Origin of the sequence: Zongyangia acetica (genome assembly GCF_038739695.1) — a bacterium.
Taxonomy (GTDB): Bacteria; Bacillota; Clostridia; order Oscillospirales; family Ruminococcaceae; genus Zongyangia; species Zongyangia gallinarum.
In genome coordinates this window covers 66,424-89,238 of sequence record NZ_JBBEWN010000002.1, presented here as the reverse complement: position 1 = coordinate 89,238, position 22,815 = coordinate 66,424, and the positions used below count along the sequence as shown (strand labels likewise).

At 45.5% G+C, this 22,815-nt stretch carries 22 protein-coding genes; 21 read left to right on the top strand and 1 reads right to left on the bottom strand.

Annotation, left to right across the window (positions count from 1 at the left end; all coding sequences use genetic code 11):
* Window positions 1–2: 2 nt before the first annotated feature.
* The 3 genes from WGC32_RS02215 to WGC32_RS02205 all read left to right on the top strand — a co-directional run bounded on the left by WGC32_RS02215 (window position 3) and on the right by WGC32_RS02205 (window position 4,159).
* Entirely contained in the window at window positions 3–2,366 is a 2,364-nt protein-coding gene (locus tag WGC32_RS02215; protein ID WP_342680532.1) for a glycogen/starch/alpha-glucan phosphorylase, read from the top strand.
* Between the two features lie 119 nt (window positions 2,367–2,485).
* A complete protein-coding gene (locus WGC32_RS02210) occupies window positions 2,486–3,931 on the top strand; it encodes a hypothetical protein (protein ID WP_342680531.1) in 1,446 nt (481 codons plus the stop codon).
* Between the two features lie 24 nt (window positions 3,932–3,955).
* On the top strand, window positions 3,956–4,159 hold the full coding sequence (locus WGC32_RS02205; protein ID WP_342680530.1) for a hypothetical protein: 204 nt from the start codon (window positions 3,956–3,958) through the stop codon (window positions 4,157–4,159).
* Window positions 4,160–4,322: 163 nt separating this feature from the next.
* On the opposite strand, the gene WGC32_RS02200 is transcribed toward WGC32_RS02205, so the two are convergent.
* A complete protein-coding gene (locus tag WGC32_RS02200; RefSeq protein WP_191481862.1) occupies window positions 4,323–4,814 on the bottom strand; it encodes a DUF4830 domain-containing protein in 492 nt (163 codons plus the stop codon).
* A gap of 206 nt (window positions 4,815–5,020) precedes the next feature.
* Between WGC32_RS02200 and WGC32_RS02195 the strand changes: the two genes are divergently transcribed.
* The 18 genes from WGC32_RS02195 to WGC32_RS02110 all read left to right on the top strand — a co-directional run bounded on the left by WGC32_RS02195 (window position 5,021) and on the right by WGC32_RS02110 (window position 22,812).
* Complete coding sequence (locus tag WGC32_RS02195) at window positions 5,021–5,737, top strand: pseudouridine synthase (protein WP_342680529.1); 717 nt, start codon at window positions 5,021–5,023, stop codon at window positions 5,735–5,737.
* A 309-nt stretch (window positions 5,738–6,046) separates the two neighbouring features.
* On the top strand, window positions 6,047–7,132 hold the full coding sequence (locus WGC32_RS02190) for a helix-turn-helix domain-containing protein (RefSeq protein WP_191481860.1): 1,086 nt from the start codon (window positions 6,047–6,049) through the stop codon (window positions 7,130–7,132).
* A 157-nt stretch (window positions 7,133–7,289) separates the two neighbouring features.
* Window positions 7,290–7,979: a cell division ATP-binding protein FtsE gene (ftsE, locus tag WGC32_RS02185; protein WP_191510147.1), complete on the top strand. Its 690-nt coding sequence runs from the start codon at window positions 7,290–7,292 to the stop codon at window positions 7,977–7,979.
* Window positions 7,966–8,877, top strand: a complete 912-nt coding sequence (gene ftsX, locus WGC32_RS02180) for a permease-like cell division protein FtsX (protein ID WP_191481858.1) — start codon at window positions 7,966–7,968, stop codon at window positions 8,875–8,877. The genes ftsE and ftsX overlap by 14 nt, the downstream gene beginning before the upstream one ends.
* A gap of 65 nt (window positions 8,878–8,942) precedes the next feature.
* The gene (locus WGC32_RS02175) at window positions 8,943–10,217 is read left to right on the top strand and encodes a peptidoglycan DD-metalloendopeptidase family protein (RefSeq protein WP_191510148.1); all 1,275 of its coding nucleotides are present in this window, start codon (window positions 8,943–8,945) and stop codon (window positions 10,215–10,217) included.
* A 29-nt stretch (window positions 10,218–10,246) separates the two neighbouring features.
* Window positions 10,247–11,545 (top strand): S41 family peptidase, encoded by a 1,299-nt coding sequence (locus WGC32_RS02170; RefSeq protein WP_342680528.1) that lies wholly within the window; start codon window positions 10,247–10,249, stop codon window positions 11,543–11,545.
* A 146-nt stretch (window positions 11,546–11,691) separates the two neighbouring features.
* On the top strand, window positions 11,692–12,540 hold the full coding sequence (locus WGC32_RS02165; protein WP_342680527.1) for a hypothetical protein: 849 nt from the start codon (window positions 11,692–11,694) through the stop codon (window positions 12,538–12,540).
* Between the two features lie 111 nt (window positions 12,541–12,651).
* Complete coding sequence (greA, locus tag WGC32_RS02160; protein ID WP_191481854.1) at window positions 12,652–13,131, top strand: transcription elongation factor GreA; 480 nt, start codon at window positions 12,652–12,654, stop codon at window positions 13,129–13,131.
* A 129-nt stretch (window positions 13,132–13,260) separates the two neighbouring features.
* Window positions 13,261–14,766: a lysine--tRNA ligase gene (gene lysS / locus WGC32_RS02155; protein ID WP_342680526.1), complete on the top strand. Its 1,506-nt coding sequence runs from the start codon at window positions 13,261–13,263 to the stop codon at window positions 14,764–14,766.
* A gap of 244 nt (window positions 14,767–15,010) precedes the next feature.
* On the top strand, window positions 15,011–15,283 hold the full coding sequence (locus tag WGC32_RS02150) for a DUF6462 family protein (protein ID WP_316687756.1): 273 nt from the start codon (window positions 15,011–15,013) through the stop codon (window positions 15,281–15,283).
* Window positions 15,280–15,534, top strand: a complete 255-nt coding sequence (locus WGC32_RS02145) for an excisionase (RefSeq protein ID WP_316687755.1) — start codon at window positions 15,280–15,282, stop codon at window positions 15,532–15,534. Before WGC32_RS02150 ends, WGC32_RS02145 begins: the two co-directional genes overlap by 4 nt.
* A gap of 242 nt (window positions 15,535–15,776) precedes the next feature.
* The gene (locus tag WGC32_RS02140; RefSeq protein WP_316687754.1) at window positions 15,777–15,989 is read left to right on the top strand and encodes a DUF5348 domain-containing protein; all 213 of its coding nucleotides are present in this window, start codon (window positions 15,777–15,779) and stop codon (window positions 15,987–15,989) included.
* A gap of 77 nt (window positions 15,990–16,066) precedes the next feature.
* Window positions 16,067–17,137, top strand: coding sequence for a hypothetical protein (locus WGC32_RS02135; RefSeq protein ID WP_316687753.1), 1,071 nt, complete (start codon window positions 16,067–16,069; stop codon window positions 17,135–17,137).
* Window positions 17,124–17,762 (top strand): hypothetical protein, encoded by a 639-nt coding sequence (locus WGC32_RS02130; RefSeq protein ID WP_316687752.1) that lies wholly within the window; start codon window positions 17,124–17,126, stop codon window positions 17,760–17,762. The genes WGC32_RS02135 and WGC32_RS02130 overlap by 14 nt, the downstream gene beginning before the upstream one ends.
* 192 nt (window positions 17,763–17,954) lie before the next feature.
* Entirely contained in the window at window positions 17,955–18,317 is a 363-nt protein-coding gene (locus WGC32_RS02125) for a hypothetical protein (protein ID WP_342680525.1), read from the top strand.
* A gap of 108 nt (window positions 18,318–18,425) precedes the next feature.
* Window positions 18,426–20,450 carry a hypothetical protein gene (locus WGC32_RS02120; protein ID WP_316687750.1) on the top strand — a complete coding sequence of 675 codons (2,025 nt, stop codon included), beginning with the start codon at window positions 18,426–18,428 and terminating at the stop codon, window positions 20,448–20,450.
* 79 nt (window positions 20,451–20,529) lie between these two features.
* Window positions 20,530–22,557, top strand: coding sequence for an NlpC/P60 family protein (locus WGC32_RS02115; protein WP_342680524.1), 2,028 nt, complete (start codon window positions 20,530–20,532; stop codon window positions 22,555–22,557).
* An 18-nt stretch (window positions 22,558–22,575) separates the two neighbouring features.
* Entirely contained in the window at window positions 22,576–22,812 is a 237-nt protein-coding gene (locus WGC32_RS02110) for a NinB/YbcN family protein (protein WP_342680523.1), read from the top strand.
* The last annotated feature ends 3 nt before the right edge of the window (window positions 22,813–22,815 follow it).

Below are 22,815 nucleotides of genomic sequence, written 5' to 3'. Positions count from 1 at the left end.
GAATGCTTGACACCAAGAGAATTGCAGAAGAAGTAAAACGCGACATCCAGCTATGCCGGGTGCAGAAAAAAGATCTGACAGGGGAATTGATCAGTGCACTGCTGTCCAAGGCCATCATGCGGGAACTGATTCCCCTCCATGATGAGACGGTAGAGAAACAGCGGGAAGTAAAAAACGCCTATTATCTGTCGGCGGAGTACCTCATGGGCCGGATGATTCAGAACAATCTGATCAACCTGGGCATCTATGATGAGCTCAAAGAGGAAATGGAGAAACTGGACCTGGATATTAACCTGCTGGAAGAAGTGGGCGATGCAGGTCTGGGCAACGGCGGCTTGGGTCGTCTGGCTGCCTGTTTCCTGGATTCCGGCGCCACATTGAACATGCCGCTGAACGGTTATGGCCTGCGCTATCGGTACGGCCTGTTTCGGCAGGAGTTTGAGGATGGCTTCCAGAAGGAGTATGCTGACAATTGGCTCAAATATCCCGATCCCTGGAGCTTACGCCGGGAGGACAGAGGATGTCTGGTGGAACTGGAAGGGAAAAAGGTCAGGGCGGTGCCCTACGACATGCCGGTCATCGGCTATCATACCCAGACCATCAACAGCCTCCGCCTGTGGCAGTGCGAGGCCGTAGAAGAATTTGACTTTGAGAAGTTTAACGACTATGAGTACGACGCGGCTGTGGCAGAAAAAAATTATGCGGAGAACATCACCCGGGTGCTCTATCCCAACGACAGCACCGATGAAGGCAGAAAGCTGAGAATCAAACAGGAGTATTTCCTTTCCAGCGCGTCCTTGCAGGACATTGTTCGTACTCATAAAGAAAACGGACGCTCTCTGTCCGCCTTTGCCAAATACAACGCCATCCAGCTCAACGATACCCATCCGGTATTCTCCATTCCGGAGCTGATGCGGATCCTCATTGATGAGGAGGGCGTCACCTTTGAAAATGCCCTGGATATTGTCCGCAATACCTTTGCTTACACCAACCATACCATCATGGCCGAGGCTCTGGAAAAATGGGATATTGAGCTGGTGGAAGGCATTGTTCCCCGCATGGTGGAGATCATCACCATGATCGACGCACAGCTCCAAAAGGATCTAGCGGCGGCGGGCATCCCCGAGGAAAAAGCGGAAGGAATGGCTATCATCCAGGATGGAAAAATCCACATGGCGCGTCTTGCTATCTATTTGAGCCATTCGGTCAACGGTGTGGCAAGGATTCACACCGAAATTCTCAAGCAGCGGGAGCTCCACGATTGGTATGAGCTCTATCCGGAGCGTTTTAACAACAAGACCAACGGCATTACCCAGAGGCGTTGGCTGGTGCTGGCCAATCCTCATCTGGCCAACTATATCACCAGGCTGCTGGGCAGCGACCAGTGGGTTACTGATTTGGATCAGCTGGAGGAGCTGAAAAAATTTGGTACGGATGAACAGGTTCTCAAGTCCTTCCAGGATATCAAGCAGATCAATAAGCAGCGTCTGTGTGATATGATCTGGAAGAGAGAGGGGATGAAACTTTCCCCAGACTTTATCTTTGATATCCAGGTTAAACGCCTGCATGAATACAAGCGGCAGTTCCTCAATGCCCTGGCGATTTTGGATATTTACTATTGTCTGAAGGACAAAGTCATCGCCGATTTTACCCCCACTGTCTTCATTTTCGGAGCCAAGGCCGCTCCTGGATATATGAGGGCCAAAGCTATCGTCAAATTCATCAACGAGGTGGCAAAGCTCATCAACAATGACCCGGAGGTCAATGATTTGATAAAGGTGATTTTTGTCACCAACTACGATGTTTCTTATGGAGAGCGGCTCTTCCCGGCGGCAGATGTGTCGGAGCAGATCTCTACAGCGGGGACAGAGGCTTCGGGAACGGGCAATATGAAGTTCATGCTCAACGGTGCCGTAACCCTGGGTACCTATGACGGAGCCAATGTGGAAATTGTAGAAGCCGCAGGCATGGAGAATAACTACATATTCGGCGCCCGGGTGGAGGAACTCGAAGCGCTGAAGGACTATGATCCGGCGGCCCTGTATGAAGGTAATGCGCGGATCCGGCGGATACTGGACACCCTGATCGACGGCACATTTGACGACGGAGGAACAGGAATGTTCCAGGAGCTTTATGATAGTTTACTCAAAGGGGCATCATGGCACGATCCGGACAATTACTACCTGCTATATGATCTGCCTTCCTACATTGCAGCTAAGCTCAAGGTCAATAAGGAATACAAGGACAGGATGAAATTTGCATCCCGCTGCTGGATGAATATGGCGTCTGCCGGACGCTTCAGCAGTGACCGGACCATCCGGGAGTATGCCGAAGATATTTGGGATATCGCTCCCATTGAAGGCTAAAAAAGAAAAACAGCCGCTTATGCGGCTGTTTTTTTAGAATTGATTCACATTTTTAATTCTTCTTTGATTTATAATATTTAGGCAAAGAAAAATAAATCGTGTAGAGGAAGGGGAATCCTATGGTTAGTAAAACTTGGTGGAGGAAGTACGGAAAGCTTCCCAGTATATTTGAAGCTTTTCTTCATATTACCCTGTTTTTTATGGTTTTAGAAATTGGCATCCATCTGCCATTTTCTATTTTTGAAGTCCCTTTTGTTGTTACGGCAGTACTTTTTCTGGTATTGTTTTTACGAGGAGGATGGCGAAAAGCCAAAGAGCGCTTTTTGCTTTTAATCCGCCGAGTAGCGGCATCTAAATGGCTGCTTATCTTTTTGTCGGCTTATATTCTTTTAGACATTATCGGTATCTTTTATTCCCCTGCGAAAGATTTGGCAGTAGTAAAATATATAGTAGTCGTCCCTATGGCGTTCTTTTGCGTTATGTTAGTTTTTTATTGTGAGAATAGGGGAAAAATTACTAGGATCTTATGGAACATAGGAGTTTCAGGGACTTTCTTGGCAGTATTTACTCTATTTAATTATTTTGTGTGGGAAATTCTTCCTGTACCTTACTATCGCAGACTTTCTATGTTGGTAGATTACAACCGTTTTGCTACTGTAGTCTTTATTGGCTTTTTGGTTTTATTGGTTTTGCTCCTCAATTCCAATTTGTCTTTGGCTAAAAAGTATTTTGCAATATTTATGGTTTCTTTGGTCAATTTCCCCGTCCTTTATCTTTGTGGTTCCCGGAGAACTTATTTGACTTTAATTCCTGCCCTGATAATTATTGCAGGATATCAGATTATCAGTACTGCCTATAAAGGTAAAAAGTCTCAGGTGTGGAAGAATGCGGCAGCATTAGTCTTGGTGGCGCTTATGGTCTTTTCTATTAATGCTCCGTTTTTTCGAGCATTCCAAAATTTGTCTCAATCAAAATATGAAAGCTATGTTGAGGAAACTGGAAATGAAATGACCGAGGGAAGTATTGATACTATTATTGATAGTATTGGAGAAGGAAGCATGTTTGCTAAGCGAGCAGCTATTTGGGGACTCGCCTTAGACGAAGCTGCCTCTTACTCTCCTATGGAAATGGTGGTAGGAAGAGGTACTTCTTATGAAGCTTATCTATATGATGTTCGTTCGAGTGAGAAATTAGATCAACTTTATGAAAGTTATGAGCCCAAAGCTCAATATTGGATGACTCCTCATAATTTCCTTATTTCTGATTTTCTTAGCGGAGGGATACTAAAATTAGGAGCCTCGTTAGGAGTATGGAGCTGTATCGCATTATGCCTAGTACAATTACTCCGATACAAAACCAGTCGTTCCCTTTTCTATGGGGTGGGGCTATGTATTGTTTTCATCAATTGTATGATTTCTGGACGTTATAGCTATATCTATGAAAAGCACTTTTGGATTTTTGTAGCACTCATGATTTTAGAGTGGGGTATAGTAAAGCAAGAACGTATGATAGGTTCTCAAAATAGTTTCACTTCTTCCCCAGAAGATATGAAAGGGATTGCTTAATAATAATTAACTTGATTCCTGCTGATGATTAAGCTTCCCAAGACACCAGTAACGGTGACCCTGGCTGCAGTGATGGCGAGTAAGTTTGCCCTTATGTCTCAGGGCGGCTTCACCGATTTTGTGTATAGTGCGGATGTCTTGGTCACAACGGTAGGCCTTATCCTGCTGAACTTTTCTCCTGATATTCTTTCCTGGCTTGGAAGGAAAATGAAAAGACAAAAGACATAAAAAGCCGGCGCATAGCGCCGGCTTTTTGCGGATTTTAAGCTGCCGAAAATCTATTGTATCGAGAAATGAAAGAGAAAAACCTTAGAAGGATCCCCCGCCACTATCAAAGCGGAAGACCCGGAAGATTTTTCCGGGCCTTCTGCTTGAGACGATAGGAGGAACGTTATGAGGATTGCTCAGCCTGAAAACCATGCATAAAGCCATCCAGTTCCAGACTGCAGATGTCACCGGCAATGATCTTGTCATTGTAGACTACCATATTAGCCCTGACTCCCTCTGGTACACCGGGATAGTTGGTCACAACATAAGAATAGCGTTTTGCTGTTTTTCCCTTGTATTTCTCCAGGTCCAACCCCTGCTTTTTCTGCATGGCATTGTAATTTTCATAGATTTCATTAAATTCAGAGGGGATGATGAGTTCCACAATTTCGGCGGGATCACTTTCTACCTCCCAGCCGAAATGGGAAAGAAAGGCCAATCGCTCCTCGTTGGTAGCCGCTTTGTAGGTCAGGGTCCCCGTCTTTTTTTGAGATGACGTGGTCTCTACATCCTCAGCAGAAGACAGGGCCCAGATACACAGGCAAAGAGTGGCCAGTATTACACAGAGCCCGCCGATGAGCGTTTTTTTGTTGGTTTTAAAGGATTTGACGAACATGGTTTCCCCTTCCTCTCCGAATCGTAATGGTGTCACAGGAGCAAGGACCCGGGGAACCGGGGCCTTTTCGAAACTATCCTATCTATATGCGGGATGGGAAGCGGATATGCTCTACATTGGGGAGAAAAAGGTGATGACTTCGGATGTGTGTGTTATAATAATCCTAAATTCTGAGGACGAATACTGTTGTGAAAGGAGATGGCTATATGGAACGTCTGGACAAAATCCTGGCTGCCGCAGGCTGCGGCTCCCGAAAAGAGGTCAAGGCTTTGGTGCGGCAGGGTAGGGTCAAAATCAATGGGACAACGGTGAGATCAGCTGACGAAAAAATTGATCCCCAATTGGACAAAATTCTGCTGGATGGGACACTGATTGAATATAAAAAGCACATTTATCTGATGATGAACAAGCCCCAGGGTGTCATCTCTGCCAGCAATGATCCCAAGGCGCCTACCGTAGTAGATCTGGTGCCGGAATCTCTGCGGCGCAAAGGATTATTTCCGGCGGGAAGGCTGGATAAAGACACCGAGGGCTTTGTCCTGTTGACAGATGACGGCCAGTTTGCCCATGATATCCTTTCTCCCCGTAAGCATATTCCCAAAACCTATGTGGCAACAGCGGACATTCTCCTGGATCAGCGGGCGGTGGAGGCCTTTGCCCAGGGGATTGATATCGGCCAAGGCCAAATCTGTAAAAGTGCTCAGCTGCGCCTGGTGGAGAAGGAAGGACGCCAGGAATGCATTGTGGTGCTCCAAGAGGGAATGTACCACCAAATTAAGCGGATGTTTGGGACGCTCGGCGGCCGGGTGCTGACCCTCAAAAGAATCCGGATGGGGAATCTGGATCTAGATGAGAAGCTGGCTCCTGGCCAGTGCAGGGAGCTGACGGAGGCGGAATTACAGCAGCTGAAATGCCTACTTTAGGGATTTGTGCAATTTGTTGAACGTATACGAAAAAGCTAAAAAATCCAAAGGGATTTACTGGAAAGCCTCGGATTTCTTTATGTTCTGTTCATATAATCTCAAAATTCTTGGGGTAAAATAAGGCCTGTATTACGCCAAAGTTGGAGGTTTTACAAAAAATCAGGAGATTTTAACAACTTTTATTCATCAAAATGTTGCAAATTGTATTTTTTTTGTGTAAAATATATAAGAGCAGTTTCGTACATTTTACATAAAAGCTTTTCGCAGGTTATGCGTCCGCAATTTGTAGAAGAAGGGGAATAAAAGGTTATGTCGAACAGATTATTTCAAGGCGTAGTACATCAGATGCGCGACACACTGGATCGGGTGATCGGCGTAGTGGACGACACTGCCACCATTATCTCGTGCAGTGATCTGACCAGGATCGGTGAAACCAGCGAATACATTTCACTGGATCTGGTGGAGTCCAACGACATTTTTGTCCGTGACGGTTATACTTATAAGCCGTTCGGCACAAGAATGAAACCCGACTATGCCGTTTTTGTAGAGGGAACGGACGACATGGCGGCTAAGTTTGCCGGCATTTTGGCGGTATCCCTGTCCAGCATCAAACAATACTACGACGAAAAGTATGACCGCAACAACTTTATCAAGAATGTCATCTTGGACAACATCCTGCCTGGGGACATCTATGTCAAGGCAAGAGAGCTCCATTTTAATACGGACATCAACCGTGTGGTACTGCTCATCCGCATTGTGTCCTCCAACGACATTTCTGCCTTTGATGTCATCCAGAACCTCTTCCCGGACAAGCAGAAGGACTTTGTATTCAACATCAGCGAGTCCGATATCGTGCTGGTCAAAGAGATTAAGCCTGGAATTGAATCTAAAGACCTGGAAAAGCTGGCCCGCTCTATTGTGGATACTTTGGGCAGCGAGTTCTACACCCGGGTTGTGGTAGGTATCGGTACTTCTGTGGCCGGTATCAAGGATCTGGCCCGCTCCTTCAAGGAAGCCCAGGTGGCGCTAGAAGTGGGTAAGGTATTTGACACCGAGAAATCCATTGTCAGCTATGACAATTTGGGAATCGCAAGGTTGATATATCAGCTTCCCACTACCTTATGCGAGATGTTCTTGCGGGAAGTCTTTAAAAAGGGTTCCATTGAGAGCCTGGATCATGAGACTCTTTTCACGATCCAAAAGTTCTTTGAAAATAACCTCAATGTCTCCGAGACATCGAGAAAATTGTTTGTACACAGAAATACCCTGGTTTACCGGCTGGAAAAAATCAAGAAATTGACCGGTTTGGATTTGCGGGAGTTCGACCATGCCATCATCTTTAAGGTAGCGTTGATGGTGAAAAAATATTTGACGGCTAACCCTGTGAAATACTGATGACAACAAATAAGAGATGCAGGAACACAACATCCCCGCAATGAAAAATGCGCCGTCAGGCGCATTTTGATGTTATCTTTCAGATAGACCCTTCGCTGGGATAGAGATATCCTTTTGTCCCAGTTGAACCAACTGAAATCCAAGAGGCGGTGCAAAAGTGATAAGTTTCAGCAATGTGTCCAAGGATTATCCTACGGGCACGCATGCGCTCAAAGATGTGAATTTGTTCATTGATAAGGGAGAATTCGTTTTTGTGGTCGGGGCTTCTGGCGCGGGAAAAAGTACGCTGGTCAAATTGATCATGCGGGAAGAGAAGCCTACGTCAGGAAAGGTGATGGTCAACGGGTTTGACCTGGGGAGCCTTAAGCGCCGACAGATTCCTAAATTCCGGAGAACCCTGGGCATGGTGTTCCAGGATTTCCGATTGATCCCCAATATGAATGTATATGACAACGTGGCCTTTGCGCTGCGGGTAACCAATGTTTCCTATCATGATATCCGCCGGCGTGTCCCCTACATACTGGGCCTTGTAGGGCTTGCCTCCAAGGCAAAATCTCTACCGGAGCAGCTCTCCGGTGGTGAACAGCAGAGGGTAGCCTTGGCACGGGCCCTGGTGAACAACCCCTCTCTGATTATCGCCGATGAACCCACCGGCAATATTGACCCTGAGTTGTCCTTTGAAATTGTGGATCTTCTGAATGAAATTAACCGCTGCGGTACCACCATCATTATGGTGACCCATGAACACGACCTGGTCGCGAAATTTAACCGCCGAGTGATCACATTAGATAGTGGCAGGATTGTGTCTGACCATAACGATTGGAGGTCAACTGATGAAGGCAAGTAGTTTTCGTTATCTGTTGAAAGAGGGTTTCCGCGGCTTTTGGGTCAACCGTCTTATGTCCTTGGCTTCCATTGGCGTTCTCATCGCCTGCATGCTTCTTATTGGGGCGGCAGTGCTGGTGTCCATCAACATTAATTCCATTGTGGGATATGTAGAGGATCAGAATGAGATGGTGGTATTCGTCCAGGAGGATGTTCCCGAATCGGACGTGGACGATATCGAAGAGCAGCTCAACCAGACAGATAATCTAACCGACGTGATCTTTGTTTCCAAAGAGGAGGCTCTGGCTCAGACGCTGGAAAGCGTAGGGGAGCAGGACGAGTTTTTTGAAGATTTGAAGGATCAAAACCCCATGCCTTTTTCCTTCCGGGTGAAGGTAGACGATCTTTCTAAGCTGGCGGAGACCCAGCAGGCCATTGAGCAAATCGACGGGGTGGATTATGCTAGGGCGCCTACCGAAATTGCAGGTACGCTGACTACAATCAAGCATATTGTCTATGTGGCGGGAATCGTTATTGTTGGAATTCTGCTGGTTGTATCCATGATCATCATTTCCAATACCATCAAGATCACCGTTTTCAACCGCAGAAAAGAGATCAATATCATGAAATACGTAGGAGCCACCGATGGTTTTATTAAGATGCCGTTTTTGGTGGAGGGAATCCTTCTGGGGCTCATTTCCGCTATCCTATCCTTTTTCCTGCTGTGGGGCGGCTATAACCTCCTGATCTATTATGTGGATCAGGCGCCTGTTTCCTCTCAGTGGATTCAAGAGGCTTTTATGAATGTGGTGCCTTTTACGGCGGTGGCGAGACAGTTGGCTCTTGGTTTTGGCGTGGGAGGCATCCTCCTAGGAGCATTAGGGAGCCTTGTGTTTGTGAGAAAATATCTGAAGGTATAGTGTTTTGACACCATTACCGAAAACAAATAATGGGATAAAATCAAACTCTAGGGAGGGGATGCGACATGCCCAAAAGGCGGAAACTGAAATGGACAGCATTGCTACTATGCATATGCATGATTATTGCCACCTGTGGTGCCTATGCTGCTGATGAGGAGACACAGCCTCCAGCGGAGGAAGAATCCTCTCAGCAATCTTCAGTAGATCAGGACCGGATTGATGAACTGCAGGACCAGCTAGAGGATTTGCAGGATCAACAGGATGCCCTTCAGGCTGAGATTGACAACGCAAAGACAGAACGGGAAAAGAAGCTGGCAGAAAAAAGCCAGCTAGATTCCCAGATCAGCATCATCCGGCAGGAAATATCGGTCCTCACCGAGAAAATAGGGGCTTTGGAGGACAGCATCTCCACCACGGAGGCAAAGATTGCCCAGACAGAAGAGAATATTCAGCAAAAGGAAAAGAACATCGACGACAACTTCGAGCTGTTTAAGCAGCGGCTCAGAGCCATGTATATGCGTGGGGAAGCAAGTTCCCTAGGATTGATCCTTGGTGCCGACAGTTTCTATGATTTCTTGACCAAGGCTGATGTTGTCCAGCGGATTACGGATCAAGATAAGGAACTGATTGATAACCTAAAGAACGACAAGGCAGAGCTGGAGGAAGACAAGAAGTCCCTGGAAGAAGACAAGCTTGTTTTAGATGATGCCAAAGCAGAAATCGAGAGCGATAAGGCACAGCTGGATGCGAAGCAACAGGATCTGGATAGCAAACTTGACCAGACTGAAGATGAGATCGATTACATCACCCAGCTTGAGGAGCAGTATTTAGCGAACCAAGCCACCATCCAACAGCAGATGGAAGCTGCATCGGCAGAGATATCCCAGATTATCCAGGATGCCCAGAATAGTGGATCTGGTCAGGGTAGTGAGTTTGTCGGCGGTGAATTCGGATGGCCGCTGCCTGGCTTCAGCAATATTACTTCTTACTACGGTTGGCGTTTTAACAATACTGATTTCCATACTGGCATTGACATTTCTGGTGCCAGTGTCTATGGTGCTCCCATTGTGGCGGCCAATGACGGCACTGTCATCAAAACCAATTACGCCTATACAGATGGAGTGGGTTATGGTATGTATGTCATCATCGACCATGGCGGTGGTTACAGTACCTTGTATGCCCATACCAGCGGCATTGCGGTTTCTGAGGGACAGAAGGTGAGCCGGGGCGATACCATCGCTTATGTCGGTTCTACCGGATGGTCCACCGGCGCTCATCTCCACTTTGAAGTCCGTATCAATGGAGATGATGTAAATCCGCTGCCCTACCTGCAAGGCTAGCAGGGAAAGCAGCCATAAGGAGCAGATTCATGAGTAAAAAAATATCACTGGGTGCGGCGATTACATTTATGATTATCACCGCAGCCGTCACCTTTTGCATCGCCATGGTTTTCGCCATGAACAATTTCAACGAAAAGGTTCACAATGTCAAAGAGCGTGAAACTATGTATGCGAAGATTGCTGAGGTGGACCGGATTGTCCGGCAAAATTACAGCGGAACCATTGATGAAACCCAGCTCAACGATGCCCTAGCCCACAGCTATATTGAGGGTATTGGAGACGAATATGGCTCTTATCTTAGCGCCAAGGAATATCAAGAGTTGCAGGAGTCTTTAGCTGGCAAACGGGTTGAAGTAGGCGCATCCTTTGAAGTAGAAGGAGGTTCCTTGAGAGTAACCCAGGTGTATGATGACTCCCCTGCACAGAACGCGGGGCTACAGGTGGGAGATATGGTGGTCAAAATTGATGACACCGATCTAACTACAGATAATATTGATCAGGCGGCGGAACTGATTCAAGGCGACGCCGGAACTACTGTGACCCTAGTGGTCCGCCGGGACAATACCGATGAAGAACTGGAGATGACCCGCCGCAATGTGGAGATTCCCACGGTGGAGGCCCGTCTCATTGGGGAAAAGGGATATATCCGGATTACCACCTTTAACGATGTGACTTCGGATCAGTTTGGAAAAGCCTTAAACGAAATGCTGAATAATGGTGCGACCAGTCTGATTTTTGATGTGCGGGATAATGGAGGCGGCACCATTGATGCTGCTGCCAAAGTACTGGACACTCTATTGCCTGAAGGCCCCATTGTATCCGCTACCTACAAAGATGGTACGACAGAGGTCCTGGCTGAATCCGATGGCGGGTATGTCTATAGCACGCCTATGGTGGTCTTGGTGAATGAAAAGACCGCCAGCGCTGCGGAGCTCTTTGCTCAGGCACTGAAAGACTATGGAATGGCCAGGTGTGTGGGTACCACTACCTTTGGTAAGGGAAAAATCCAGCAGCTGTTCACCCTCAATGATGGATCCGCCATCAATTTGACCGTAGGTACCTTTAATCCGCCCTATAGTTCCTGCTTTGATGGCGTAGGTGTTAAGCCAGACTATGAAGTGGCACTCCAGATGGAAGATGGAACTACCTTTGACGATTTGGAAGAAGAGGAAGATGCCCAACTGCAAAGAGCGATTGCGGTACTGGATCAGATGCTACTCAATGACACTGAGGGAAGCCAGACTACACCACAGACAGAAAGCGCTTCTGAAAGCAGCGAATCCACCAGCAGCGAGTCATCTTCAGAGGAAGAGGATGCGGCAGCATAAAGGTGATACCTCTCAAACAATGGATATGGCAGATTTGAATTTCCAAAAGACCTGATGAAAATCAGGTCTTTTTCTCATCTTTTTCCCATAGGATGATGTTGCAGGACCTTGTCTCAACGGATCTGGACAGGCAGGATGGGAAGAGGGTGGAGATTATCTTTGTGGTGTTGTGTGCTTCGGATGGAATGGAGAAGCAGCGTTTTTCCATCCGCCGTCTATTTGAAAAGAGAGAATCTCAAATAGATTATGTCAATGTGGACAAAATAAGATTTGCTGTTATCACCTGGCCGGGTAGCTTTTTGGATATTGATTGGGAAGAAATTGCGGAAATGACTGGCCGGGCTGGCCGGATGCTGGTGCTACCGCGACAGGTGGAACCGCCGGAAGAACTGGGGCTCTGCCGGCTCTCGGTATGGGAATATGCAGATGCTTTGGCACGGCATTTTGTGCTGCAGTGTATGCAGCAGGCCCCTCTGCCTCTTTACCGCAAAAGTATTGGCCTTGTGGATATGCGGGGGGTTGGTGCCGACTTTGTGAGGAAAGCTGTCCGTCATGCGACGATTGTGCGGGTATCTACGGCAAACAAGGCTATGTACGACGGGGTGGCTGAAGAGATGATGGATACCTATGGCGCGTCTGTCTTAGTTTCACAAAACCAGGACGACGCCTACCGTTCCGGCGTGGTTTATGCACCCCATGGACTTGTGGATCAGCACAGCGACGAAATCCTGCCGCCGATTGTGACAATCGACAAGACCAACATACGGGGACATGGACGGGTGATCAGTGGATTTCATCAGGTAATCCCTGAACAGCTCCTTGCCCTGAAACCACCGCTGATTGAGGAATCTGATTTTTTGGCAGCCCTTTGGCAGCTCTGCGGTATGCGGGAACTGGCAAGCCTGCCAATTGACTGGTGCATCTGCAATGGCAACCCAATTCCTGCGGCAGATGTCAGTGAATATATGGCCAGAATACAGCAAAAGGAGCGATAAAAAGCTTTTGTAGAACAAACTGGACCCAGGTCTTGACAGGTCAGGAATGTTCGCCTATAATACAAATATTGTCGTGGTCCCCAAGGCCAGACACTGAAAGGAAGATGCGCAGTGGCAAATCAAAAACAAATGGTTTTGACTGACGAAGGATTGAAAAAACTGGAAAATGAGTTGGAAGAGCTCAAGACAGTCAAACGAAAAGATATAGCGGAAAAGATCAAGGTTGCCCTTTCCTTTGGCGATCTGTCCGAGAACAGCGAATATGATGAGGCGAAAAATGAGCAGGCATTTGTTGAGGCGAGAATCGCTCAGCTGGAGGCTATGCTCAAAAATGTAAAGGTTCTCGATGAAGATGAACTATCCAATGAGCATGTAGGCATTGGCTCTAAGGTGAAGGCGTTGGATCTGGAATACAACGAAGAAGTCATCTATCAGATTGTCGGTTCTACCGAGTCCGACCCGATGGCCGGAAGAATCTCTGATGAATCCCCGGTAGGACAGGCACTTTTGGGTCACAAGGTTGGTGATATCGTCGAGGTGGAGGCTCCTGTGGGCATCCTGAAATTTGAGATTTTGGATATCACAAAATAGCCTGATGGTGGCAATTGGATGTATCTGACAGATGCGAGCTTTCTCCTGCGGTATACGCGGCGAATGAGAGCTCGCTTATATCTGTTTCTGTAGAAAAGCGCAAAAGAGAATGAACGGGGGACGTGAAAGATGCAGGAAAACCAAAATAACAGTGCGCCGGAACAGAGTGCGCAGGAAATGTCCGAGATTCTGCGGGTGCGTAGGGAAAAGCTGGAGGAGTTGAAGGATTCCGGAAAAAATCCCTTTGAGATTACCACCTATACCCGGACTACCACCGCTAAGGAAATTGTAGATAACTTTGCGGACATGGAAGGCAGCGAGGTTTCCATTGCCGGGCGCATGATGAGCTGCCGGAAGATGGGAAAAGCCAGCTTTTTGGATATCCGGGATGCCTCCGGCCGGATTCAGGTCTATGCACGGTTGGACGGTGTGGGAGAAGAAAACTACCGGGAATTTAAGAAGTGGGATATCGGCGATATTCTGGGTGTAGAGGGAACTGCCTTCCGGACCCAGAAGGGGGAAATTTCCGTCAAGGCGACTTCCCTGAAGCTTCTTTCTAAATCCCTGCAGCCCCTGCCGGAAAAATGGCATGGTCTCAAAGACACCGAACTTCGCTATCGCCAGCGTTATGTAGATCTGATCGTCAATCCTGATGTTAAAGATACCTTTGTCAAGCGTTCCATGATTATCCGGGAGATCAGAAATTATCTGGATACTCACGGTTACCTGGAAGTGGAGACTCCCACCCTGCATACCCAGGCAGGCGGTGCGGCCGCACGTCCCTTTATCACCCACCATAATGCCCTGGATATTGACATGTATCTTCGCATTGCGTTGGAACTGCATTTAAAACGTTTGATTGTAGGCGGCTTTGACAAAGTCTATGAAATTGGCCGGGTTTTTCGCAATGAAGGTATCGACGTGCGCCATAACCCGGAATTCACCCTGATGGAACTCTATGAGGCTTATACCGACTATCACGGCATGATGGACCTATGCGAGAATCTCATCCGTCATGTGGCCAAAGCGGTGCTGGGTACAGCCCAGATCACCTATAATGGCATTGCTATTGACCTGGAAAAGCCTTTTGAGCGTCTGAGCATGGTTGATGCGGTGAAGAAATATGCGGGAGTGGATTTCTCTACGGTGGAAACCTTGGAGCAGGCACGTGCTCTTGCCAAGGAGCATCATGTAGAGTATGAGGAACACCACCTCAAGGGTGACATCCTCAATCTTTTCTTTGAGCAGTTTGTAGAGGACAAGCTGATCCAGCCCACCTTCCTGATGGATCATCCTGTGGAGATTTCTCCTCTTGCCAAGAGAAAACCGGAAAACCCCGATTATACCGAACGGTTTGAGCTGTTTATTGTTGGACGTGAGCATGCCAATGCATTCTCCGAACTCAACGATCCGATTGACCAGCGTTCCCGTTTTGAACGGCAGGCGCAGTTAAAGGCTGCCGGAGATGAGGAAGCCTGCGATATCGATAATGATTTTATCAACGCGCTGGAATATGGTATGCCCCCCACAGGTGGCATCGGCATCGGCATTGACCGCCTGGTGATGCTGCTTACCGACAGCTATTCCATCCGGGATGTGTTGCTCTTCCCGACAATGAAGCCTCTGGACAAATAAACCCAGTGTTTATGCGGGTTTGCAGCACATCAAATCCCAGTTGACAACAAATTGACAACAATTTTTCATAGCGATATGGAGAAATACAGCGCAAAATGAATTGTTGTCAACTCAAGACGCAAAATAGCACTTACTGCTAAGAGAACACTTTTTGAAAGTAATTTCAGGAGTGTTCTCTTTTTTCGTTTAGGGTTAGCTTTTGTTATGACAGAAATGATTTGAATAGAAAGAAAGGAATGAAATCATGATTAGTGACGAGACAAAGGCATATTATGACCTAAAAAAACGCAATGAGGTGCGTGAAAGTGCTAAGAGACTTCGTAAACAGTTTCTCCGCTATAAAGATGCGGAAATTGTTTATAGCATTCAGCATAAAAAACTGATGGAACTTGCCAGTGAGGCAGGAGCAATCTATCGAATGGATAGTACAGTGTTGATTAACAGAGATATTTTTGATGAATATTTGGAACGGTTCCGTGAACCAAGTACTTTGAATTTTAAGGAGGAGGAGGAATGAGTGGAAACCTGTGGATGTTTTCGGATATGCTTGACGATGAAGATATAGAAATGTTAAAGCGTGATTTTATAACCTATTATCAAGGCGCTGATTATTATGGTCTCGGGCTAAAAGTATTTACTCGTATGGCACGAGAGGCCGGGGCTGTATATAAGATCGGCAAAAAGGTTTTAATACGACGTAGTATTTTTGAAGAGTATTTGCGTCAATTGTATCGAAAAGAAAAAACGCAACAAAACAGTAATAAGTAAAATCGGAAGGGGGCTACATAGAGGAAGAATATCAAACTGCAGGATTGCAATACAAGCAAATTTTAGCCATTCATTTTGGATTTTCACTGCTTTTGTCCAAATCTCAGTATGAGAATCCAAAAAACTCTATAATTCAATAACTGCCACAGAAAGCCGGATTGAGTAATAATCAATCCGGCTTTAATTTATATCAAGGCTCAAATGTGTATTCAATTTTACCAAAGCATAGGAGGATACTTTAAATGAGGCAAGGCGTATTGATTTATGATCATGATACAGATCGGATGGATATTCGGTTTGATTTGGATGATTATTATGGAGGGCTTCATTGCGGAACAAGTATGGAGGTATTTGTGAATAATAAATGGGTTCCTACCAGAATAGAGATAAACGATCAATGGTATCTGGTTGGAATTAAAACAGGTAATCTTATAGGCTTGAGAGTAAGAATCTAAATATTCATTAGGGGCAGTTTCTTTAAATAAGGACTGCCCTATTTTCATATCAAAATTTAAGAAAGGAGAACGCTGTTATGAAATGCTTGTTAAAGTACCAGTGGGTAAAACTGTCTCGGGCATATTTACCTCAGGGCAAGGGGCTAATGGGTTACTGGGCAAAGCTGGCATCTCGTGCAGCGTTTCGAAAGGGACATGCCCTTTATTGTGGATACAAAAATGAGGTAATTCCGGGAATGTGGTCTGGTGGAATTGTTGGACTTAAAAGCATTCTTGGTTTGAAGAGCCGAGCACAGGCCTTAGAAATAATGAATGAATTATCCGCTTTAGGATATATCAGCTACTCTTTGGATCCAAAAACGAAAAAGTTAACCTATCAAATCAATGACTGGGTTGTAAAATGTTCTGGAGCTGAATGTTCTGAAGGTACTGTTTATGCGAGTGACGGATATGGCTTTATTTGTCTTCCGAGAGATATTACTCAGAGGCTGGCAGATAGTAACCGTAAATTCAGTGAATCGGATGCATGGTTAGATCTTTGGTGTCATACTGTCTGGCAGGATTCAGGAAATATTTTCTCTTTATTGGCACCAACCGTTCAATTTGAACGACGCAAAGCTTTATTAACCTTGGAAACCATGGGACAGAGATGGAAATGGGAAAAGACAAAAGTATGGCGTTTCTTTCAAAAGTATAAGGATGTCTTCGCGCTGTATCGTCTTCCCGGCTCCTATGGATGTCTCATTTTTAATCAATTGTATCAAACCGGTACAGAGGTTTCACTGCCTACACAGGCGAATGTTGTACGCATTATCGAAGAAATACGCATTTCAGCAGCCAATGTACATATTGAAGGTACAGACCATGAACGCTTATCCCGCATGATCGCATGGTTTAGTGTAAAAACATCTGCTGAACGTATCGAAAAGCCGGGAGAAAACAGCAAAGCTGAAAATCGCGTTGCACTTTCGAGCCCTATAATACGCGCGTATTTTTCTCTGCATTGTTGGAATTGTAAGAATTGTAATTATGACTGCAAGGAAGTAGTATATATCTCACCTTTAGAGAATTTTGAGAATATACGAGGACCTTGTGTTCATTTTCCAGAATTCAAAAAATCAAAGGAGAGTTACTATGAGCGAGAATAAAAAAGCAGAACAATCTGCATATGAACAGCAGGAAAGCCGCCTTTCTGCGCAGTCAGCAGCATTTATTAAGCTTCTGACACAGCGTGGAATCCTTGGCGATGCTGATATTGACGATGATAAGATCAGACAGGTGCAAAAAGATAAAAAGCGTCGTACATATCACAATACCGAGATGCTTTTGCAAAATTACCGAAGTATTGTTTGGGCACTGGAGTGTTTTCCAACGACTATTGTTGATGAACTGGATCGCCCTTTGAATGATTTGGATGCTATACTGCGTTACATCGATGTAGAACTTAGCTTGGATAACAAAAAGTTGGAAAGTAGAATCGAAAGCATAAAAAAATCCAGACTTCTCTTGGATCGAGTGAATGAGGCACTAACCGTTCTGAAGAGAAAACCGGAACACGGCGAAAAAATGTATGAAGTAATCTACATGACATATCTTGCACCCGAAAAACTTTCTCACAACGAACTGTTATACCGACTCAACATTTCCTCACGGCATTATTACAGACTTCGAACGCAGGCAATTGGCATCATTTCTTTACGACTTTGGTCAGTTCCTTCTACCGAGATGGATTCGTGGTTTGAAGTGCTGACATTGCTTGAAGATTTATGCTGAAAACAAAATGTCCTATTGGATGGCACAAAAATGTAAATAAATTGGCAAGGTATATGCCGATGACATGCAAAAGGAAAAGAGTTATAATTATATCATCCCAAAATGGGACTGGCGATAAAACGCTGTTTCTGAGACTGAGAAAAGTCTATGGAAACAGCGTTTTTTTGCACAATCAAAAAGGAGGTATACAGCATGACAAGTCAGATCAAAAAAGGGAAGCGATACCTGGTAAATGGGTATTGGACATTTGTCAGCACCGCTTCAGCGTTACTGATCTCTTTGCAGCCAATCATGGCTGACACGATCTGGGATCGTTTCTCGAAAATAATGCGCGATGTCTATGGGCAGCTGGCCGGTATCAGTACAATCGTAGCTGTCACTGCTGCGGCAGTCGCACTTCTGGTTCGTATGATTTCAAGAAACCAGCGTGCAGTTGACGAAGCTACAAGTTGGCTGAAGCGCATTGTTGTGACGTGGATTGTTCTGAACAGTTTAGGCTTTATCGTTGCCTACCTGCAGCCGCTTGTCAGTGGCGGACAATACACAGGCACTTAATCCCTCCAAATCCAAATAATCAGTGTTGCGGATTGGAGGTGATGCGCTATATTAGATTGGATTTTTGAGGGTATTGCTAATTGGGTTGCCAGTATCGTCAGCCAGCTAATGGATGCGGTGTCCGGAATATTTCTTTCTGCTCTTGGAACCGATATGACAGCAATGGAGGAATACTTTCCGTTTCTCTCAAAAGCATTTGATGTTATGCAGTACACTGCATGGGCTATGCTGTTTTTAATAACAGTGTGGCAGTTGTTCAAGGCATTTGGAGGACCAATAACGGAAAGTGAACACCCTCTTCAGTTAATTGCCAGAAGTTCTATTTTTGCAGTGTTAATTGCATTTGCAAAGCCAATTTTCGAGTTGACGCTGGATATTGCAAGGGCTCCTTACACAGCTTTAATGGATATTCAGATGACGGCAGAAGATTTTACATTTGCCGGGGTTGAAAATGTGCTGAAAAGCGGAATAACAACGCTGGTTTCTGTGATAACGGTTGTTGGTCTTATACTGATGCTCATTCTTGAAATCTCTCTTGGTTGGAACTATTTCAAACTATTACTAGAGACAGTAGAACGCTATATTGTTGTTGGAGTACTGTGCTATACTTCCCCCTTGGCATATTGCATGGGTGGCTCCAAAGCAACTGAACAGGTTTTTAAATCCTGGTGTCGCATGGTTGGATCGCAACTGCTGCTGTTGGTCATGAATGTATGGTTTTTAAGAGGCTTCAGCACTTCTGTGGGACAATTTATCGCGAATGCCGGCGCACTGTCAAACGGTCAGGGAAATATCTTCCTTTGGATGTTCTGCGCTCTGGCATTTCTTAAAACCGCCCAGAAATTTGACAGCTATTTAGCGGCCATGGGTTTAAATGTCGCTCAAACAGGATCAAGCATGGGAATGGAGATTCTGATGGCAGCCCGTGTACTTTCTGGTGTAGGAGGTGCAGCCAAAAGTGCCGGAAATGTATTCAACGGAGGTTCGAGTGCAGCTGGAGGAACTGCTGCTTCGTCATTCGCTGCTGGATTTGCAAGTAAGTTTAAGGGAAATTCCTATGTACGCGATGCTGTAGTAAATGGCGGAACAAGAATGGGCGCCGGAGGTGGATTTGGCTTTGTGGGTCGTGCTTTTGGTGGCATTGCTGCAAGAAATGGCGCTACATTAACTGGAGAATCAATTTCCTCTGTCGCTTCAAGAACACCAAATGTTTCCGGAAGCATAGCCGGTGAAATTGCTGACCGAAGCCTTGGAAATTATATGCCGCAGCTTGGCAATCACAAACTGAGTGGAACACAGATTACTGGAGGACATATCAGCACAACTGCAACCGGCGCTGATGGAAAAAGCTCAAATGTGGAACTGTATAATGCATCTCAATTTGAAAAACCACAAGGACCGCACTCAGTGGTTACCGCATCAGATGGTACACAATGGTATCAAATGGCAAGCGGCGAAGGCAGAAATGCATTCTACAGTACACCGGAATTTACCGGAAACGCAGCAGAAGCTGCTCAGGTTGCCTCTGTATTTCCAGGAGCAGCAGAAGGAACATCTTTGCGTACTGTGGGTGAAGGTGTTCTGGAAGCGTCTTCAGATACTGGAAATACTACATGGTACAACAGCGCCTTCTATCAAGAGCCTGAAGCACCTCATTCCATTATGACAGATGCCAATGGCGTGGAATGGTATGCGATGGCTCAACATGGCACCGTGCCTGAATTCGAAAACGGTGATGAAGCAACCATTTATAACCAAAGCGTATTTAGAGACTTTATGCCTGGATATGAGCAGCAGATCATGTCTGTAGATGGAAGCCAGCGAGATGGACACTTTGAAGTGCGTCATGATGATGGCAGCGGCACCGCCTTCTACGATACGGCTGTTTATGATACTCCGAGAGGCGACTATCAGGTATATGAAGACAAAGACGGCCATCAATGGTTTGCTATTCATGGCGATTCTGCAGTGGAGCGCCGACCAGTCTATGAGAACGGAAAACCTGTTTATGATGGAGAAAATGTAAAGTCGGTTTCAGTTGAAACTGTTCGATACAAATCTACACCAAGCCGTTTTGAAAATCCGGAAAGGCGGAGCGATACTTCATCCAAACCGCCCCGAAGAAAAAATTAACGAAGTAAAACAGCCATAGTTATGGAAATTCCAAAAACTATGGCTGTTTTCATTTATCCAATATAAGGGAGGTGGAAAGATGGCCGAGCCAAACAAAACACAAATGGGAGATGGCGGTGATAATTATGGTCAAGCCGCTGCACAAATGGCGAAAGCCGCTAAACAGCTCGGTCAGGAAGCCGCAAAACAGGCAGCCGCCAAAGGTGTTGAAGCAACTGCAAATGCCGCAGCAGCTACGGTTCAAGAAAGCGTTGAAGGCGGAAAAGCAGTTGCTGAAATTGCAACTGGTACAGCTGCCGGAGGTCCTTGGGGTGCTGTCCTTTCAGCAGCTTGGTCTCTTCGACATACACTATATAAGATTTTAATTTTTATCTGTCTATGCCTGCTTTTTTTAGTTGTTATGGTTGCTTCTCTTCCAACTATTATAACGAACAGCATTTTTGGATTAGATGGGTCTACAGTCGATTCTAATGCAACTCTAACAGGGACCTACCAAACTTTATCTACAGCGGTTTCTGAGATCGTAGATGAAGGATACAACTATTCTTTAGATGAGGTTGAGAAGCTTATCACTGATGGCGGTTATGACTATGATTTATCAATGGAAGCTCTGATCAATCACGGACAAAGCTCTGCTGGGTATGATGTCAGTTATATCCTTGCAGCTTATTCGATATCTATGGACCAAAAAAACACCAGTGAATCAGATATGCGCTCAAAATTGAGTACATACAAAGAAGACATGTTTCCGGTAACTTCAGTAGAGAAAACGAAAGAAATCGTGGTACCGGTTAACTATTACACCTATAAATCCGTTTCAGTTACAGTTGTAACAAAAACTGTGACGACCGGTACAATCAATGGAGTCCCGCAATATCGGTATGAGACTGCGACGAAAACATACTATGTGCCGGATCAGTCAAAAACTTCCGATGTATCTGTAACCGTTCCTAAATATGAGGAGGTAAGCGTTTCCGTTCCGGTTTATTCCGGTAATACTATAACCGGAACCCGTACAGAAACTTATTACACTCAAAATGGTGAAGAAACACTTTCCCCTACGAAAAAGACAGTAACCTATCTGGAATGTACCATTCATTCTTTTGATGAATCCATTATTGCCAAAGCATTTGGATTGGATTTGTCAGCAAAGTATGGAGGAACAAGTCAAACCTATGATCAGGTAATTAAAAGCATGGCAAATGCCTTAAAAATGACACTGTACGGTTCAGTAGGAAATGGACAAAGTGTTCCTTTGACAGATGAGGAGCTGATTGCATTTGTGAGCCGCCAAAATTGCAGTGCAGTCAGAAAACATATTTTAGAAACAGCACTTTCTCTTGTTGGAAAGGTTCCTTATTTCTGGGGTGGAAAATCTCCTCCGGGATGGAATGATGAATGGAATACACCGAAACTGGTTACAGCAGCTGGATCCAGTACAACTGGAACCATTCGCCCATTTGGTCTTGACTGTTCCGGTTTTACTGATTGGACCTACAAAACGGCTGTTGGAGTTAGCCTTTATGAAGGCACTTGGAGCCAATGGGATAACTCCTATGCTATTACAGAAGATGAGCTTTTACCCGGTGATCTTGGATTTTTAATGAATGAAGATGGTCAAGGGTGGAACCATGTATTGATTTATGCCGGTGTAGGTGATAACGGTGAGCGAATGTGGGTTCATTCCTCCGGCGGTGAAGGTGTCATCTTTAACACACCGAGTTATGAATCAACGCTCTCACTTAGACGCCCCAAAGATGTAGATTTTGATGCTCCTGTGCCAAACGGTACTACTGGAGACCCCATTTCCACCATCGAAGTGGATGTTACACATTACTGTGCATGCAGTAAATGCTGTGGTGAAAACGCCAGTGGCATTACTGCAAGTGGAAAGCCAGTGGCACAAGGAATGGTTGCAATGTCCAGCCACTATCCGTTTGGAACACAAATCATGATTAACGGCACTATGTATACAGTGGAAGATCGGGGCGGCTCCGGTATAGAAAATGATATCCATCGTGTAGATATCTATGTTCCGGATCATCAGGAAGCACTAAGACTTGGCAGATATAAAACAACAGCAAAAATCTACAGATTGGGCAGATAGTTTGTGATAGGAGGAAAAATGAAAGGACTTCTGGATGAGTTGGCCCAAAAATATCATGCAGCATATCTTTCTGATCTTCGCCTGAATCATAGGATAAACGACTGTGTAGTCAGAGAACTGTATCTTTTTCCAAACAAACAAAATTATTCTCTGTGGGAATGGAGTGATGCGGTTTCTTATCTTTTGAAGCGAAATGTTTCTTTTGCGTCCTATGAGGAAGTAGATAATATGCTGAAAGGGCTTTATAGCACTTGATTT

Bases quoted from the DNA above. Each gene is read 5' to 3' on its own strand.
- WGC32_RS02215 (WP_342680532.1), top strand. From the start codon at position 3: ATGCTTGACACCAAGAGAATTGCAGAAGAAGTAAAACGCGACATCCAG.
- WGC32_RS02210 (WP_342680531.1), top strand. From the start codon at position 2,486: ATGGTTAGTAAAACTTGGTGGAGGAAGTACGGAAAGCTTCCCAGTATA.
- WGC32_RS02205 (WP_342680530.1), top strand. From the start codon at position 3,956: ATGATTAAGCTTCCCAAGACACCAGTAACGGTGACCCTGGCTGCAGTG.
- WGC32_RS02200 (WP_191481862.1), bottom strand. From the start codon at position 4,814: ATGTTCGTCAAATCCTTTAAAACCAACAAAAAAACGCTCATCGGCGGG.
- WGC32_RS02195 (WP_342680529.1), top strand. From the start codon at position 5,021: ATGGAACGTCTGGACAAAATCCTGGCTGCCGCAGGCTGCGGCTCCCGA.
- WGC32_RS02190 (WP_191481860.1), top strand. From the start codon at position 6,047: ATGTCGAACAGATTATTTCAAGGCGTAGTACATCAGATGCGCGACACA.
- ftsX (WP_191481858.1), top strand. From the start codon at position 7,966: ATGAAGGCAAGTAGTTTTCGTTATCTGTTGAAAGAGGGTTTCCGCGGC.
- WGC32_RS02175 (WP_191510148.1), top strand. From the start codon at position 8,943: ATGCCCAAAAGGCGGAAACTGAAATGGACAGCATTGCTACTATGCATA.
- WGC32_RS02170 (WP_342680528.1), top strand. From the start codon at position 10,247: ATGAGTAAAAAAATATCACTGGGTGCGGCGATTACATTTATGATTATC.
- lysS (WP_342680526.1), top strand. From the start codon at position 13,261: ATGCAGGAAAACCAAAATAACAGTGCGCCGGAACAGAGTGCGCAGGAA.
- WGC32_RS02150 (WP_316687756.1), top strand. From the start codon at position 15,011: ATGATTAGTGACGAGACAAAGGCATATTATGACCTAAAAAAACGCAAT.
- WGC32_RS02145 (WP_316687755.1), top strand. From the start codon at position 15,280: ATGAGTGGAAACCTGTGGATGTTTTCGGATATGCTTGACGATGAAGAT.
- WGC32_RS02140 (WP_316687754.1), top strand. From the start codon at position 15,777: ATGAGGCAAGGCGTATTGATTTATGATCATGATACAGATCGGATGGAT.
- WGC32_RS02135 (WP_316687753.1), top strand. From the start codon at position 16,067: ATGAAATGCTTGTTAAAGTACCAGTGGGTAAAACTGTCTCGGGCATAT.
- WGC32_RS02130 (WP_316687752.1), top strand. From the start codon at position 17,124: ATGAGCGAGAATAAAAAAGCAGAACAATCTGCATATGAACAGCAGGAA.
- WGC32_RS02125 (WP_342680525.1), top strand. From the start codon at position 17,955: ATGACAAGTCAGATCAAAAAAGGGAAGCGATACCTGGTAAATGGGTAT.
- WGC32_RS02120 (WP_316687750.1), top strand. From the start codon at position 18,426: ATGGATGCGGTGTCCGGAATATTTCTTTCTGCTCTTGGAACCGATATG.
- WGC32_RS02115 (WP_342680524.1), top strand. From the start codon at position 20,530: ATGGCCGAGCCAAACAAAACACAAATGGGAGATGGCGGTGATAATTAT.
- WGC32_RS02110 (WP_342680523.1), top strand. From the start codon at position 22,576: ATGAAAGGACTTCTGGATGAGTTGGCCCAAAAATATCATGCAGCATAT.